This window comes from endosymbiont of Ridgeia piscesae (assembly GCF_001443665.1).
Taxonomy (GTDB): Bacteria; Pseudomonadota; Gammaproteobacteria; order Chromatiales; family Chromatiaceae; genus Endoriftia; species Endoriftia persephonae.
Window position 1 is genome coordinate 34,262 of record NZ_KQ557126.1, and the last position, 15,360, is coordinate 49,621.

Annotated in this window: 12 protein-coding genes; 5 read left to right on the forward strand and 7 right to left on the reverse strand. The window is 59.2% G+C overall.

What is annotated here, in order from left to right; all coding sequences use genetic code 11:
- Positions 1-138: 138 nt before the first annotated feature.
- The 5 genes from alaS to pncC form a co-directional block, all read right to left on the reverse strand.
- Positions 139-2,772: an alanine--tRNA ligase gene (gene alaS / locus Ga0074115_RS07555; protein ID WP_060528378.1), complete on the reverse strand. Its 2,634-nt coding sequence runs from the start codon at positions 2,770-2,772 to the stop codon at positions 139-141.
- Positions 2,773-3,182: 410 nt separating this feature from the next.
- The gene (locus Ga0074115_RS07560) at positions 3,183-3,590 is read right to left on the reverse strand and encodes a regulatory protein RecX (protein ID WP_232432965.1); all 408 of its coding nucleotides are present in this window, start codon (positions 3,588-3,590) and stop codon (positions 3,183-3,185) included.
- A 29-nt stretch (positions 3,591-3,619) separates the two neighbouring features.
- The gene (recA, locus tag Ga0074115_RS07565) at positions 3,620-4,648 is read right to left on the reverse strand and encodes a recombinase RecA (protein WP_057957118.1); all 1,029 of its coding nucleotides are present in this window, start codon (positions 4,646-4,648) and stop codon (positions 3,620-3,622) included.
- Between the two features lie 279 nt (positions 4,649-4,927).
- Positions 4,928-5,455 (reverse strand): RNA 2',3'-cyclic phosphodiesterase, encoded by a 528-nt coding sequence (thpR, locus tag Ga0074115_RS07570; RefSeq protein WP_057957117.1) that lies wholly within the window; start codon positions 5,453-5,455, stop codon positions 4,928-4,930.
- Positions 5,448-5,951: a nicotinamide-nucleotide amidase gene (pncC, locus tag Ga0074115_RS07575; protein WP_057957116.1), complete on the reverse strand. Its 504-nt coding sequence runs from the start codon at positions 5,949-5,951 to the stop codon at positions 5,448-5,450. Before pncC ends, thpR begins: the two co-directional genes overlap by 8 nt.
- 245 nt (positions 5,952-6,196) lie before the next feature.
- Here pncC and Ga0074115_RS07580 point away from each other — a divergent pair, with 245 nt between their 5' ends.
- A complete protein-coding gene (locus tag Ga0074115_RS07580) occupies positions 6,197-6,478 on the forward strand; it encodes a cupin domain-containing protein (protein ID WP_005958893.1) in 282 nt (93 codons plus the stop codon).
- A gap of 18 nt (positions 6,479-6,496) precedes the next feature.
- Here the strand turns inward: Ga0074115_RS07580 and Ga0074115_RS07585 are convergent, their stop codons facing one another.
- Positions 6,497-8,629 carry an HDOD domain-containing protein gene (locus tag Ga0074115_RS07585; protein WP_232432966.1) on the reverse strand — a complete coding sequence of 711 codons (2,133 nt, stop codon included), beginning with the start codon at positions 8,627-8,629 and terminating at the stop codon, positions 6,497-6,499.
- Between the two features lie 249 nt (positions 8,630-8,878).
- Between Ga0074115_RS07585 and Ga0074115_RS07590 the strand changes: the two genes are divergently transcribed.
- The gene (locus tag Ga0074115_RS07590; protein WP_060528390.1) at positions 8,879-10,057 is read left to right on the forward strand and encodes a MinD/ParA family ATP-binding protein; all 1,179 of its coding nucleotides are present in this window, start codon (positions 8,879-8,881) and stop codon (positions 10,055-10,057) included.
- A gap of 287 nt (positions 10,058-10,344) precedes the next feature.
- Here Ga0074115_RS07590 and cysS read toward each other — a convergent pair whose 3' ends face one another.
- Positions 10,345-11,730 (reverse strand): cysteine--tRNA ligase, encoded by a 1,386-nt coding sequence (cysS, locus tag Ga0074115_RS07595; RefSeq protein ID WP_060528380.1) that lies wholly within the window; start codon positions 11,728-11,730, stop codon positions 10,345-10,347.
- A gap of 218 nt (positions 11,731-11,948) precedes the next feature.
- On the opposite strand from cysS, the gene Ga0074115_RS07600 reads away from it, so the two are divergent.
- The 3 genes from Ga0074115_RS07600 (at position 11,949) to Ga0074115_RS07610 (ending at position 15,357) form a co-directional block, all read left to right on the forward strand.
- Positions 11,949-14,141, forward strand: a complete 2,193-nt coding sequence (locus Ga0074115_RS07600; RefSeq protein WP_057957007.1) for a methyl-accepting chemotaxis protein — start codon at positions 11,949-11,951, stop codon at positions 14,139-14,141.
- Positions 14,142-14,275: 134 nt separating this feature from the next.
- Positions 14,276-14,815 (forward strand): peptidylprolyl isomerase, encoded by a 540-nt coding sequence (locus tag Ga0074115_RS07605; RefSeq protein ID WP_050798691.1) that lies wholly within the window; start codon positions 14,276-14,278, stop codon positions 14,813-14,815.
- A 53-nt stretch (positions 14,816-14,868) separates the two neighbouring features.
- The gene (locus Ga0074115_RS07610) at positions 14,869-15,357 is read left to right on the forward strand and encodes a peptidylprolyl isomerase (protein ID WP_057957006.1); all 489 of its coding nucleotides are present in this window, start codon (positions 14,869-14,871) and stop codon (positions 15,355-15,357) included.
- Positions 15,358-15,360: the final 3 nt, after the last annotated feature.

Here is a 15,360-nt window from a genome sequence, read left to right on the forward strand (position 1 = left end):
ATGCCGCCATTCCAACTCAGGAGGGACCACCCAATCGGCAGCCCAGCTCCAAAAGGGGGCAATTAAACACGAAATCAGGCGGGGTTAAAACCGCCAGCAGAACATCGGCAGTGAACGCTCATCATCAGACAAAGTGGCTCAGTCGCCAGCATGCGCCTCAACCCAGCCCGACACCAGCGCCAGCGCCTGCGGCAGAGCGGACGGATCGTTGCCGCCTGCCTGCGCCATATCGGGGCGCCCCCCCCCCCTGCCACCAATCTTTTCCGCCACCAGCTTAACCAGATCGCCAGCCTTCATCCGGCCAGTCAGGTCCTTGGTAACCCCGGCCACCAGGGCGACCTTGTCACCATTGATGGCCGCCAGCAGGATCACTGCAGACCCCAGTTTGTTCTTCAGTTGATCCATGGTTTCACGCAGCGACTTGGAATCAGCACCTTCCAGCGTGGCCGCCAAAACCTTGATCCCGGCCACATCTTCAGCGCTAGAGGCCAGATCACTGCCGGCTGCACTCGCCAGCTTACCCTTGAGCTGCTCGAGCTCTTTTTCTAGCTTCCGGTTGCGCTCCAGCAGCTGCATGACCTTCTCTTCGAGATCATCACGACTCCCTTTCAGCAACGCCACGGTTCGCAGCACTCGCTCCTCATCGGCCTCCATCCACTCGATGGCGCGCTGACCAGTGACCGCTTCGATGCGCCTCACACCGGCGGCGATGCCGGTCTCCACGATAATCTTGCAGAGGCCGATATCACCCACCGCCTTCACATGGGTGCCGCCGCACAGTTCGGTTGAAAAATCACCCATCCGCAGTACCCGCACCTGCTCATCATACTTCTCGCCGAACAGCGCCATCGCACCACTTGACCTGGCATCCTCCAGAGACATGATGCGCGTCTCCACCATGTGATTCTGGCGGATCTGCTCGTTCACCCGCTGCTCCACTCTCTGCAGCTGTTCACGGCTGACCGGCTCAAATTGAGAGAAGTCGAAGCGCAGCCGCTCATCGTCTACCAGCGACCCCTTCTGCGCCACATGATCGCCCAGCACCTCACGCAGCGCGGCGTGTAACAGATGCGTCGCCGAGTGATTGAGGGCGGTGGCTTGACGGGTAAAGGCGTTGACCTCAGCCGTAACCGGATCTCCCACCGCAAGACTGCCCTCCTCCAGCTTGCCGATGTGACCAAACACATCACCGCCCTGTTTGCGGGTATCCTCGACCTCGAACAGCATGCCACCCTTGGCGCTGATCACCCCTTTATCGCCGGCCTGACCACCCGACTCCGCGTAGAACGGCGTACGATCCAGCACCACCAGGCCGGTCTCGCCCTCGGCCAGGCTATCCAGCGACTCGCCATCTCGGTAGAGCGCCACCACGGTGGCATTCGCCTCAAGGCACTCATAGCCGACAAATTCAGTCTCACCCTCGAGGCCGACGCTGACCTCCTGATTAACGCCAAACTGGCTTGCGGCACGGGCACGCTCGCGCTGCGCCTCCATCTCCCGCTGGAAGCCCTCCATGTCGAGGCTCAGATCGCGCTCGCGGGCGATATCCGCGGTCAGATCGACCGGAAAGCCGTAGGTATCGTAAAGTTTGAAGACGGTCTCGCCTGGGATCTGTTTCCCTTCTAGCCCGGCAATCACCTCTTCGAGAATCCGCATTCCCTGTTCCAGAGTCTCGGCGAAACGCTCCTCCTCCTGTTTCAGCACCCGCTCAACCAGCGCCCTGGCACTCAGCAATTCCGGATAACTCGCCCCCATCTCGTCACACAGCGGCCCCACCAGCCGATAGAAAAACGCCCCCTTCTGTCCCAGCATATAGCCATGCCGGATGGCACGTCGAATGATCCGACGCAGCACAAAGCCGCGCCCCTCATTGGAGGGGATCACCCCGTCCACAACAAGAAAGGCACAGGAACGGATGTGGTCTGCGATCACCCGCAGCGACTTCTCCTGCAGATTCGAACAACCGGTCACTTCAGATGCCGCCTTGATCAGGTTGGCGAACAGATCGATCTCATAGTTGCTGTGAACGCCCTGCATTACCGCAGCCAACCGCTCCAGTCCCATACCGGTATCCACCGAAGGTTTGGGTAGCGGTGTCATATTCCCTTCCGCATCCCGGTTGTACTGCATAAACACCAGATTCCAGATCTCGATATAGCGATCGCCATCCTCTTCCGGTGTGCCCGGCGGACCACCGGCAACCTCGGGACCATGATCGTAGAAGATCTCGCTACAGGGACCACATGGACCGGTGTCACCCATCGACCAGAAATTGTCACTCTCGTGGCGTTTACCGCCAGGTTTGTCCCCGATACGGGTGAAGCGCGCCTCACTGACACCGATCTCTTTGAGCCAGATATCGGCAGCCTCATCATCCTCTTGGTAAACGGTCACCCAGAGCTTTTCCGCAGGCAGCCCCAGTGTGCGAGTGAGAAATTCCCAGGCGTAGCTGATCGCTTCACGCTTGAAATAGTCGCCAAAGCTGAAGTTACCCAACATCTCGAAGAAGGTGTGGTGGCGTGCGGTGTATCCCACGTTCTCAAGATCATTATGCTTGCCGCCGGCGCGCACACAGCGCTGCGAACTAGCAGCCCGGAGATAACTGCGCTTGTCGCGACCAAGAAAGGCATCTTTGAATTGCACCATGCCCGCGTTGGTAAACAGCAGGGTGGGGTCATTCAGCGGCACTAGCGGACTGCTCGCCACCACCTCGTGACCATTTTGCGCAAAATAGTCGAGGAATGCCTTGCGGATATCTGCACTACTTTTCATATTGGACAAACAAAATTTCAATGAGGACAGTGAATTAACAGGGGGAGCCCTGCACCACAGAGCACCCGTTTCGCGAACGCACAGGCAAACCCGTAGCCGCCAGAATCAAATCCAAAACAGCCCTAGAGCATAACAGGAACCCCAAACGAATTCTCATCCTCTTTGTCTACTTCGGCATCAGAAGATGCAAGGGCTCAACAGACAGGAAACGATGGAAGGGGAGGCGGCACTCCGCAAACGCAGGCACGCAGGCAGGCACGCAGGCACGCAGGCAGGCAGGCAGGCAGGCAGGCAGGCAGGCAGGCAGGCAGGCAGGCAGGCAGGCAGGCAGGCAGGCAGGCAGGCAAAAGGATATTGTGGAACCGGGAGGATCACCCCGTCGCCATCCGTGCGAAGCCCCACCTTCGGGATCAGTCAATCAACAGCTCACGGATCATCGCGGCGGGAAAGCCTCGGTACTCAAGGAAACGCGCCCTACGGGCCAGTTCGCGGCGATCATCCACCGATCCGCCACCATATTTTGCATCGTGAACCCGCTGCAACTGACTCCACCAGCCCTCCGCGTAGTAGCTGAGGGTCTGCTCGATCAGCGCCTCATCCACCCCGCGCTCGCTCAGTTCGGCACGGATGCGCAGCGGCCCATAGCCTTTGCGCACCCGCATCTCCACATAGCTCTCGCAAAAGCGCAGATCGCTGAGCAGCCCTTGCGCCTCCAGCCCATCGAGCAGAGACTCAATCATCTCCCCATCGAAGTCCCGTCTGGCCAGCTTTTTCTGGAGCTGCTGGCGGCTGTGCTCACGCTGCGCCAGCAGGCGCAACGCCGTCGCCTGAATCTCGGCCGTGTCGATCAGGCCTTCTCCTGCGCCGCTTCTTCAGCACTCTCGGCCGGAGGCAGCAGCTCAGCCCGTACCCGCAGTTCAATATCCGCTGCAATATCGGGATTATCCTTCAGAAACTGGCGCACATTCTCCCTGCCTTGACCAATTCGATCACCATTATAGCTATACCAGGCGCCTGCCTTGTCGACGATGCCCTGCTTCACCCCCAGCTCGATGATCTCACCCTCACGGGAGATGCCCTCGCCGTAGATGATCTCGAAAGTGGTCAGCTTGAAGGGGGGCGCTACTTTATTTTTCACCACCTTCACCTTGGTATCATTACCGACTACCTCTTCGCCCTTTTTGATCGCTCCGATCCGACGGATGTCGAGACGCACTGAGGCGTAAAATTTGAGCGCGTTGCCGCCGGTGGTGGTTTCAGGTGAGCCGAACATCACGCCGATCTTCATACGGATCTGATTGATGAAGATCACCAGGCAGTTGGTACGCTTGATGTTGGCGGTCAGCTTGCGTAACGCCTGCGACATCAGCCGCGCCTGCAGCCCCACATGGGTATCACCCATCTCGCCCTCAATCTCCGCCTTGGGGGTAAGCGCCGCCACTGAGTCGATCACCACCACGTCTACCGCGCCGGAACGCACCAGCATGTCGGTGATCTCCAGCGCCTGCTCGCCGGTATCGGGCTGAGAGACGAGCAACTCATCCACATCAACCCCAATCTTTTCCGCGTAGATCGGATCGAGGGCGTGTTCCGCATCTATGAAGGCACAGGTGCCGCCCTGCTTCTGCGCCTCCGCCACCACCTGCAACGTCAGGGTGGTCTTGCCCGAAGACTCCGGCCCGTAGATCTCCACCACGCGCCCTTTTGGCAGCCCCCCCACGCCGAGCGCGATGTCGAGCCCGAGGGAGCCGGTGGAGATAGCCTCGATGTTGCGGATCGAGCTGGAATCGCCCATTCGCATCACCGAGCCTTTGCCAAACTGCTTCTCGATCTGCCCCAGTGCCGCACTCAGCGCCTTTGCACGATTGTCATCCATCCGCTCTTCCCCCTGTTTCTGCATCTTGCCGCTTACTGTACATTCATACAGTACCTTTTTGAAGATGAAATTATCACACAGGGATCAACTCAGGTTATAGCTTCGCCTTTAGGTAGCCTCAGAATGAATCAGGGCGAGCAGAATTGTGAGGCCAAATTTTTCGATGCAAGGCGAAAATCACAGATAATAATAGCCGGTCTATTACCTGGATTTTGCCCCGCAGGAAATGCCCTTGGGATACAACGCAACAACGGAAGATTTGGATCGCCCATGCTTCGTTCAGAGGCCCCTTAGCGACCATTCATTGAGAATTCGGTAGCTGGGCGCACCAGACGGGCCACCGACGGCGCAGGCCAGGGTCAGGCTCTCCGCCAGCCAGCGGATCGGCGGATCGATTCTGCCAGGCTCGACCCGTTGGGCCTTGCGATAGAGGGTGAGATGCGGGGTGAAGGCGCGGGTTTCCGGGGCAAAACCGCAGGACTGCAGAGCACGGCTCAGTCGATCATGCAGCGTGATCAGTGACGGCGGGGACCCCAGCGGCCCGACCCAGAAGATACGCGCCCGGGGAAACTGGTCGATCCGGTCGATCTGCAGGACAACAGGCGCCGCACTGAACGAATCGGCCACGGCCTCAACACAACGCCGGCGCTGTGCGTCCAGATCCCCCAAAAAACAGAGGGTCAGATGCAGATCTTGTGGCTGCAGCATGCGCCCGCCACAACCGTTCAGGGATCGGCCAACACGGGCGATCTGTCGACGCACCTCCAGGTCGGGCCAGAGGGCGAAAAAGGCCCGGCTGTCACTCATCTTCAGCCAACCGCTGCAACAGCCCCTGCAGGGCGCAGGCCACCGTCTGCCGCCGCACCGCCTCCCGGTCGCCTGCAAAACAGTGCCGCTGCACTTCGGCTGCCGCACCGCGCTGCTGCCAGGCGAACCAGACCGTGCCCAGCGGCTTGTCGGGAGTTCCGCCCCCCGGACCGGCAATGCCACTCACCGCCACCGCCCAATCTGCTTCGCTCCGCTGCAGAGCGCCGGCGGTCATCTCCGCCACTGTCTGCGCACTCACCGCGCCGTATTCCACCAGCGTCTCTGCCTGCACGCCGAGCATCGACTGCTTGGCCGCGTTGCTGTAGGTGACAAACCCCTGCTCGAACCAGGCGCTGCTGCCTGCCACATCGGTGGCCACCTTGGCAATCCAGCCACCAGTGCAGGATTCAGCAAAGGCCACCCTGGCCCGCTGCCGTCTGAGGCAATCCCCCAGCTGGCCGGCCAGCTGGGTCAACGCCTGATCATCTGCGTTCATCTGCGCCACTCCTTCTCGATATTCCGACACTCTCATTCTATGCAACCTGGCAGTCAAATAGATTGTTTGCAGGTCCAGCTTCGGCCTACCGAAGCCAAACCGACAACATGAGGTAGAGGATTGCCGATTAATAACAAGGGGAGATAGTGCCTAACAGGCTGTTAGACGCGCCTGACGCTGCAACAGCTTCCGGTTACACTAGACGGTCATTTTCCAACAAGCCCCGCAGTCGAGGAGAGTCAGCAATGAGCGATCTGACGATAGAGTGTGAACACCGCCCTTCCGCCATGAAACTAGAGATCATGGGTATCTACGACTGGCCCATCTGGCGTAAGGAGGCCTCCAAGTTCGACTGGAGCTATGATCAGAGCGAAACCTGCTACTTTCTGCGCGGCAAGGTGGTGGTGACCCCTAAGGGCGGGGAACCACAGGAGTTTGGCCGGGGCGACCTGGTCACCTTTCCTGCTGGGCTTGCCTGCAGCTGGGAGATCCTGAAGGATGTGGAGAAACACTACAGCTTCGAATAGCCAACTCCCCCACCAGGCTCAAGCCGGCTCATCCACCAGCCGACGCGGCAGCAGGATGCCAAAGCGGGTGCCCTCCTGCTCACGACTGTAGCAGGAGATGGTACCCTCCAGTTCATCCACCAGATTTTTTACGATGGCCAGTCCGGTGCCCGAGTGGTTGCCCTTCTTTTCGCTCTTGACCGGCAGAAACAGCTCATCCATCACCGCCCGCGGGATACCCGGGCCGTCATCGCTGACCGAGATCTCAATAAACTCCTCGCCGTTCAGGTTGACCCCATCCCGGGTCTCCAGCTTGATCGTGCCACCCTCTTCCAGCGCCTCACTGGCATTCTTCATCAGGTTGGCTAGCACCTGCTTCAATCGGCCGTGGTGACTGTGGATAGCCGGCAGCCTATCGTCCAGATCCTTGACGCACTTGATCTTGTCCCCGGCACAAAACGAAGCCTTGAACACCGCCAACTGATTTTCAACCAGGCGGTTGAGATCGACCAGGCCATCGCCGTCGATTATCTCTTCCACCGGGTCCCGCATCCGCTGCAGCACCGTCCCCAGCCGCTCCAATTCGTTTTTGATCGTTGCCAGTTCAGCCTGTACCGCATGACCGCTGCCAAGTTTCGAGTCGAGCCGCTGCAGGCTATTATTGATCACCCCTAACGGCGTATTGGCTTCGTGCAGCAGCGTGCGCGCATGGTTCTGCACCTTGATGCGCAGCTCGTTGAGATGCAGCTCCTCCGCCTCTTGCCAGCGCTGTTGGCGCAGGATCGAGGCAGCTGCCATCTGTGCGAACACCTCCATGAAATCCTGCTGAAAATCGAGCTGCTTGAGGCGCTTTCGGCTGATCCCCGCCACCACCACACCGAGCATCGCCTGACCGACAAACAGGGGAATGCAGACCACCCCCTCATCTCCCAGCAGGTGACAGAGCTGCCGATTGATTACCGCGTGGCTGCGCGCCGGATTATCATCGAATGAGTGCAGCACCCGTTGCTCCAGCAACGCGTCAGCGGCCAGACTCTTGCCCGCCTCTAGCGAGAGGTGCAGCGCATCCATCGGCTTGTTGCCAACACGCCCCCCGACATCTCCCTCCAGGCGCTCCTGATCCGGATTGTAGCGTAGCACCATGCTCTGCTTCAGGCCGAACAGCACCCCCAGGTTGTATTGCAACTCATTGACGATGGCATGCCAGCTGGCGGCCTCCGCCATCTGCTGGCGGGAGGCACTAAGCAGGGCAAAATCTCGCACATGGCGGGCCAGCTCCAGACGCGTCGTCAGCTTCACCTGCAGCGCCTGCTCCTCGCGCACTGCCCCAGCCTCCAGCGGCATCAGTTCAAGGGAGCCGGCCAGCTGCTGTAGCCGCCCATCCACCCGTAGCACCAGTGACTCGATGTGCGATGGGTCAATGCCGGAGAGCTGCTCTGCGGCCAGGATCGTCTGATCCAGATCGTAGGCGTCCGGCTGCGCCAGACGCTGCGCCAGGTGCACAATCTTCACCAGCTGCGGCGCATCCAGCAGCGCTTCGCTCGACTCGTCCTGATAGCGCACCGCATCGGCAAGGAACGATCGCAGGTGCCAGCGATCGATCAGATGGAAGCCAACCTCCTCGCCAATAACCGCAAACCGCCGCTGCTGCTCCTCCCGCTGCAGGCCGCGTGGCTTGGCGGCGATCTCGACATAGTCGTCAGGAGAGAGCTGAAACAACGCTAGCTCTCCCAGCCCATGCAGCAGCCCAGCCAGATAGGCTTCTTCTTCGGAGTGGTGCTGCAGCAGGATGGCCAGCTCTCTGGCGATCTGGGCGACCTTCAGGGAGCGGTACCAGTAGCCGTCGAGATAGGCCTCGTGCTGCTCGCCCAAGCGGGAGAAGAACTGTTGTACCGCGCTGGTGATGGCGATGCTTTTGAGGGTCTCCACACCGAGTACGGAGAGCTGCCGTTCCAGACCCGCCACCTCGCCCCACTGGCGATAGAGCGGCGAATTGGCAGCGGCGAGCACCTTCGCGCTCAGCACCACATCCTGCGAGACGATATCGGCCAACTGCTTCAAGCTTGAGTCAGCCTGGCTACAGGCCTCAATCAGCTCAAGCAACACCGCTGGAATGGCGGGCAGCCGCTCCAGGTCAACCGCCAGCAGACAACTATTCTTAACGCTATCCATAGATCCTGGGAAGGCTGGTGTAAATGTCCGGGTAGTCATTCGTCACCCATTAAGGCGCCCCATCCTATCCACCTCCGAACTCCTGTTTTGTGACTCAGGTCTGAAAGAAGAGTGATTAATGTCGTTTTTTCTGGGATAGAATCGGGATAAGTCTTTTAACGATTCAGAGCTCCAATGGTTATGCTGACCCCCCCTCAAGAGCCAGATCAACACACTACCTCCCATTCTGCCGGTGCCCGGAGCAATGCCTTGGTCATCGCCCTCGCCGGTGGCAGACATGGTGTTGGCAAGACCAACGTTGCAGTCAACATTGCAGTCAACCTAGCAAATGGTGGAGCCAAGGTCTGTCTACTCGACAGTGATAACCAGCTCTCCGGTGCAGTGCAACTGCTGGGTGGCAAGAGCGAACTCGGGCTCGGCTCTCACATCTTCGACGGCCAACCGCTAGAGACGGTGATTCAGACGGGGCGAAACGGCATCCAGTTGCTCGCTGCCCCCTCCAACCTCGCCGCCTTCGACTACACCCAGACACTGCGTCTGAAGACCGCATTCCAGAAGCTGGAGAGCCATTTCGACTATCTGATCATCGACACCCCACCCGGCGACTCGCTCACCACCCTGTCGCTGCTGCGCTCCGCCAATCATATCCTGCTGGTACTCTCGCCCGAGCTGGAATCGATCAAAGACAGCTACACACTGCTCTGGGCGCTGCGCCGTCGCGGCCATATGGGCGGGGTGCAGGTGCTGATCAACCGCATCAAGGGCCGCCAGCAGGGACTACAAGTCTATCGTCAATTCAAGCGCGTTGTGGAGAAAAACCTCGGTCTGAGTGTACGTTCACTCGGTTATGTCACCGCCGACCGGCATCTGCACAACGCCGTCTACAACCATATGCCGGTGAGCATCAGCGCGCCTAACGCCCCCTCCAGCCGCTGCTTTCACGCCATCACCGAGATCCTCAAACAGCGTTTTATCGGTCACTCCCCGCTCAACAAAATGAGCCGCTCATGGAAGATGAACCCGCCCCGCAGCGGCGCCTCATCACCCGTCGTGCAGATGACGCCGCGCCAGCAGGGTGCGCTCGCAACCAATGAACAGTTCGATCGTCTGTTTGCCCAGTTCTCCAACATCATCCGTAAAGAAGACATTAATGAGATCAGTGTGCGAAAGGCGCTGTTCTCCTTCGAAGAGAGTTATGAACTCCGCTTCAACCAACCGCTGCACGAGAAAAATCCAACCCCGCCAGCCGTCGCGGGCCGGGATGGCAGCATCGAGAAGATCGGCTCACGTCTTCGCCAGTCCCACATCCTCTCCGACTGCGAACGCAAGCAGAGTGATGAACTGGCCGACCTGCAGCATGCGCTGGAGAGTGCCGCGCAGTTCTCCCTGTACGAACAGAAACGCTACGCTGACAACAGTTCCAGCTGAGGCCAGCACGCACTGGCCTCATCAAGGCTGGAAAAATGTACCGATTCAAGGTAGCTTACGGACCAGCCTGAAGCGTAATTACAAGTTGGTTTTCAACAGCTTCGCCTTCGGATAAGCCGTCAGAAATGGATTGGATGGGAAGCGGAGTGACATGGAGTCACTTCAGCTGATCCTGCAGTTTCTGGCCGGACGAAGAAGAATAAAGGAACGGACTCCCTGTTCACTCACCATCATTGCGGCAACGGAATTGCCGCTATTCATTTTCCCGTCGTTCAAAGCTACCTAGATCAGCCGCGCCGCCAACTGGTTCCCTGAGGGCCATCCTCGAGCAGAATACCGGCGGCCTGCAGTTCATCACGGATGCGGTCGGCCTCGGCCCAGTTCTTCTCTGCCCGTGCATCCAGACGCTGCTGGATCAGCGCATCTATATCCGCATCCGACAAACCACCTTCCGCACCAACGCCGCCTTTCAGATAGGCTTCTGGGTCATCTTGCAGAATCCCCAGCACGCCACCCAGCTGCCGCAACTCGGCCGCCAGCCCTGCTGCTTTCGCTGCATCGGTCTCCCGCAACCGGTTGATCTCGCGCACCATATCGAATAACACCGCCAGAGCCTCCGGGGTGTTGAAATCATCGTCCATCACCGCATGAAAACGTTCGATAAAGGCCTCACCACCGGCGGGCTCAACCTCATCCAGACCGCGCAAGGCAGTGTAGAAGCGGGTCAGCGCAGCGCGAGCGTTCTCCAGGTGTTCTTCATCATAATTGAGTGGTGAGCGATACTGACTGGTGAGGATGAAGTAGCGCACCTCTTCGGCACGATAGCGCTGCAGAATCTCCCGCACGGTAAAGAAGTTGCCCAAGGATTTCGACATCTTCTCATCATTGATCCGGACAAAGCCGTTGTGCATCCAGTATCTAACGAAGGAGTGGCCGGTGGCTCCCTCCGACTGGGCGATCTCGTTCTCGTGGTGCGGAAAGGTCAGGTCAGCGCCGCCGCCGTGAATATCGAAGCTATCGCCCAGGGCGCAGGTCGACATGGCCGAGCACTCGATGTGCCAGCCGGGACGACCCTGGCCCCAGGGAGAATCCCAGGCAGGCTCGCCGGGCTTCGCTGACTTCCACAGGGCAAAGTCGAGGGGATCGCGCTTTATCTCGTCCACCTCGACTCGCGCACCCGACTCAAGGTCATCGATCGACTTGCCGGAAAGCTTGCCGTAGTCGGGGAAGCTGCGCACATCGTAGTAGACATCACCATTCTCGACGGCATAGGCGTGACCATTGTCGATCAGGCGCTGAATCATCACCAGGATCTCTTTCATATGGCCGGTGGCGCGTGGCTCATCGTCAGGTGGCAGCACGCCGAGCGCCGTCGCATCCTCACGCATCGCCTGGATGAAACGCTCGGTCAGCGCCATGAAGGGCTCGCCATTCTCGTTGGCGCGATTGATGATCTTGTCGTCAATATCGGTGATATTGCGGATGTAGGTGACCTCGTACCCCATCGCCTTCAGATAACGGTAGACCACGTCGAACACCACCATCACCCGCGCATGCCCCAGGTGGCAGAGATCGTAGACGGTCATGCCGCAGACATACATGCGTACCCGCCCTTCTTCGAGGGGTTTAAACTCTTCTTTGCGGTTGTTGAGGTCGTTGTAGATCTTGAGCATGGTGTGGACTACGTCTGCTGCTGTGTGGTGGGCGCATGGTAGCAAAAGCACTATCCACCACAAAGCAGGGCCGGCCAGGCACCAATTCCCACACAATTTCTAAACTCTTTTCCCAGCCAGTCGATACCCAGACTGCAACCAGAGAGAAGCTGTTTCCTAGCTCTTGGCAGTAGCCCCTTTGGCTCACCCATCAGAAGTAAAAACTGGCGAGTATCACCATGCCTGAAGAGAAAAAGTTCCGCTCCATCCGCAGCAAGATCCGCCGCACCCTGCTGATCCAGTTCGCCATCATGCTGCTGCTGACCGCCTCCTATCTCGCCTACAGCCAGAGTGTACTGGTGGAGCAGTTAGTGGAGGACCAGGCCAGCAGCCTGGCCGATGCTTACTTCGACAACATCAACACCCTGATGCTGAGCGGCGGTATGGCCAGCCGGGAGATCCCGCGCAGCAAACTGCTGTCGCGTCCGGAGGTACTCGACGCTCGCATCGTGCGTGGTGAAGGCATCACCAAGACCTTCGGCAAGGGCACAGACTACGCCAAGGTCAAGGATGAGTGGGACCAGCGCGGCCTCGACGGCGAAAACATCATGCAGTTCCGCGAAGGCGCAGAGGGGCGGGTGCTCACCGTGGTGATCCCGATGCGGGCAAAAAAAGAGTATCGCGGCACCAACTGCCTGATGTGCCACGTAGTCGAAGAGAACAGCGTGCTGGGCGCGATACGTCTCGATTACTCCACCGCTGAACTCGATGCCGCCATCAACCGGGATCTGCTGGTCAATGTCGGCATCAACTCAGCGGTGATGCTGATTGCGCTGTTTGTGATCTCAGCAACCCTCGGCCGGCTGGTCTCAGAACCGCTGAAAAAGCTCTCCACGCGCGCCGAAGGCACGGTGGACGCCTCCAAACGGATTCATGTGGAATCCAACGATGAGATCGGCGAACTGGCGAGCCACTTCAATCGGGCGATCAAGCGCTTCGGCGGTATCATCGACGATACCAAACGCCAATCTGCCGAGGCACAACGACTGAAGACTGCTCTCGACAACGTCTCCAGCGGCGTAATGGTCTCCGACACCTCTCACAACATCATCTACATGAACAAATCAGTGCTGCAGTTGCTGCACAACGCCGAAGCCGAGATCCAACAGGCGCTACCCAGCTTCTCCGCTGACGACCTGCTGGGCAAGAACATCGACGCCTTCCATCAGAACCCTGCGGAGAACCGCCAGATACTCGATCATCTCAGCTCAACCCACGCCACCGAACTCCACTTGGGCGGACGCACCCTGAGGATCATCGCCAACCCGGTGATCGACGAACAGGGCCAGCGGCTGGGAACCGCCGTCGAATGGGCCGACCGAACCAGCGAGGTGGAGGTGGAGCGTGAGGTGGGCGACATCATCGCCGCCGCCAACCGGGGCGATCTCAGCCAGCGCATCTCAATGAGCGGCAAATCGGGCTTCTACGCCCTCCTCAGCGAGTCGATCAACCACCTGCTCGAGGTCACCGACAACGCCATCAATGACATCTCTCGGATCGTCGCTGAACTGGCTGCCGGCAACCTGACAAAGACCATCACCAGCGACTACCAGGGCGCATTCGGCCAGCTCAAAGACGGCGTCAACGAAACCGTCAGCCAACTCAACCAGATCGTCTCCGAGATCCGCGACTCTTCAGACTTCATCAGGACTTCCGCAGACGAGATCGCCGCCGGCAACACCAGCCTCTCGGTCCGCACCGAGCAGGAGGCGGCCAGCCTTGAACAGACCGCCTCCTCCATGGAAGAGCTCACCAGCACCGTCAGCAACAACGCAAACAATGCCAGTCAGGCCAACCAGCTGGCGATCAGCGCCCGCAGTATCGCAGTCAAAGGCGGTGACGTGGTGGGCAATGCGGTGGCCGCGATGGGCGACATTCGCGACTCAAGTGAGAAGATAGCCGCCATCATCGGCGTGATCGATAAGATCGCCTTCCAGACCAATCTGCTCGCACTCAACGCCTCGGTAGAAGCCGCCCGGGCCGGCGAGCAGGGCCGCGGCTTTGCGGTGGTGGCCACCGAGGTGCGCAATCTGGCCCAGCGCAGCGCCTCCGCTGCCAAAGAGATCAAGGAGTTGATCCATGACAGCGTCGACAAGGTCAATGCCGGCTACAAACTGGTGGACGAGTCGGGCAACACCCTGCAGGAGATCGTCAAGTCAGTGAAGCAGGTCGGCGACCTGATCTCTGAGATCGCCGCCGCTAGCCAGGAGCAGATGGACGGCATCGAGCTAGTCAACCAGGCAGTCACCAGAATCGACGACGCCACCCAACAGAACGCGGCGCTCGCAGAAGAAACCGCCTCCGCCAGCACCAGTACCGCCCAGCAGGCATCCCGCATGGCCGAGCTGGTGGAGTTCTTCTCGGTGCGCTGAGCCAGCTCCCCGGCTCCAACAGAGCCGGGAGCCCCTTTTTCCCACCCCTTAATATCGATATGATGCGCCCTTTACAGAGATTCCTAGAGGGAGCATGAGTTATGAAGCGGATTTTTCTGGGCCTGATCCTGGGCATGGTTTTTCTCACTGCCGGTGAGGCCATCGCAGCCGACAGCAAGCCTGTCACAGTGGAGATGCAGACCAACCTGGGCACTATCACCCTGGAACTCAACGCCACCGCTGCACCGCAGAGTGTGGAGAACTTTGTCCAGTACGCCGAAGAGGGCTTCTACAACGGCACCATCTTCCACCGGGTGATCAAGAATTTCATGATCCAGGGCGGCGGCTTCAGCCCCGACATGCAGCGCAAGTCAACCCGAGACCCGATCCGTAACGAGGCGAAAAACGGCCTCAAAAACAGCCGCGGTAGCATCGCCATGGCGCGCACCTCCGCCGCCCACTCCGCTACCGCCCAGTTCTTCATCAACCTCAAAGACAACAGCTTTCTCGACTACCCGGGACAGGACGGCTGGGGCTATTGCGTGTTCGGCAAGGTCACCAGCGGCATGGATGTGGTCGACAAGATCGCCCAGCAGCCCACCACCCGCAAAAACGGCATGCGCGACGTGCCCGCCAACACCGTCATCATCGAGAAAGTCAGCGTCAGCCGATAAATCACTGCCGCACCATAGACTTAGAGATCGTTCACCAGACAACAGGTATTTTCATGATTACGCTCACCACCAACCTCGGCAAGATCGAAATTGAACTGGACGAGGAGAAGGCGCCCAACACCTGCGCCAACTTCAAGCAGTATGTCGAGGAGGGTTTCTTTGACGGCACCATCTTCCACCGCGTCATCGACAACTTCATGATCCAGGGAGGCGGCATGCTGCCCGACATGACGCAGAAGGCGACCCGCGAACCGATCGAAAACGAGGCCAAAAACGGCCTCTCCAACCTCACCGGCACCATCGCCATGGCGCGCACCGCGGACCCCCACTCCGCCACCGCTCAGTTCTTCATCAATATTTCAGACAACAAATTCCTCGACCACCCGGGGCAGGATGGCTGGGGCTACTGCGTGTTCGGTAAGGTGACCGGCGGCATGGATGTGGTCAACAAGATCAAAGGCGCAGAAACCGGCATGATGGCAGGCCACCAGGACGTGCCGAAAGAGACCATCGTCATCGAAAAAACCGAGATCAGCGACTAAAGC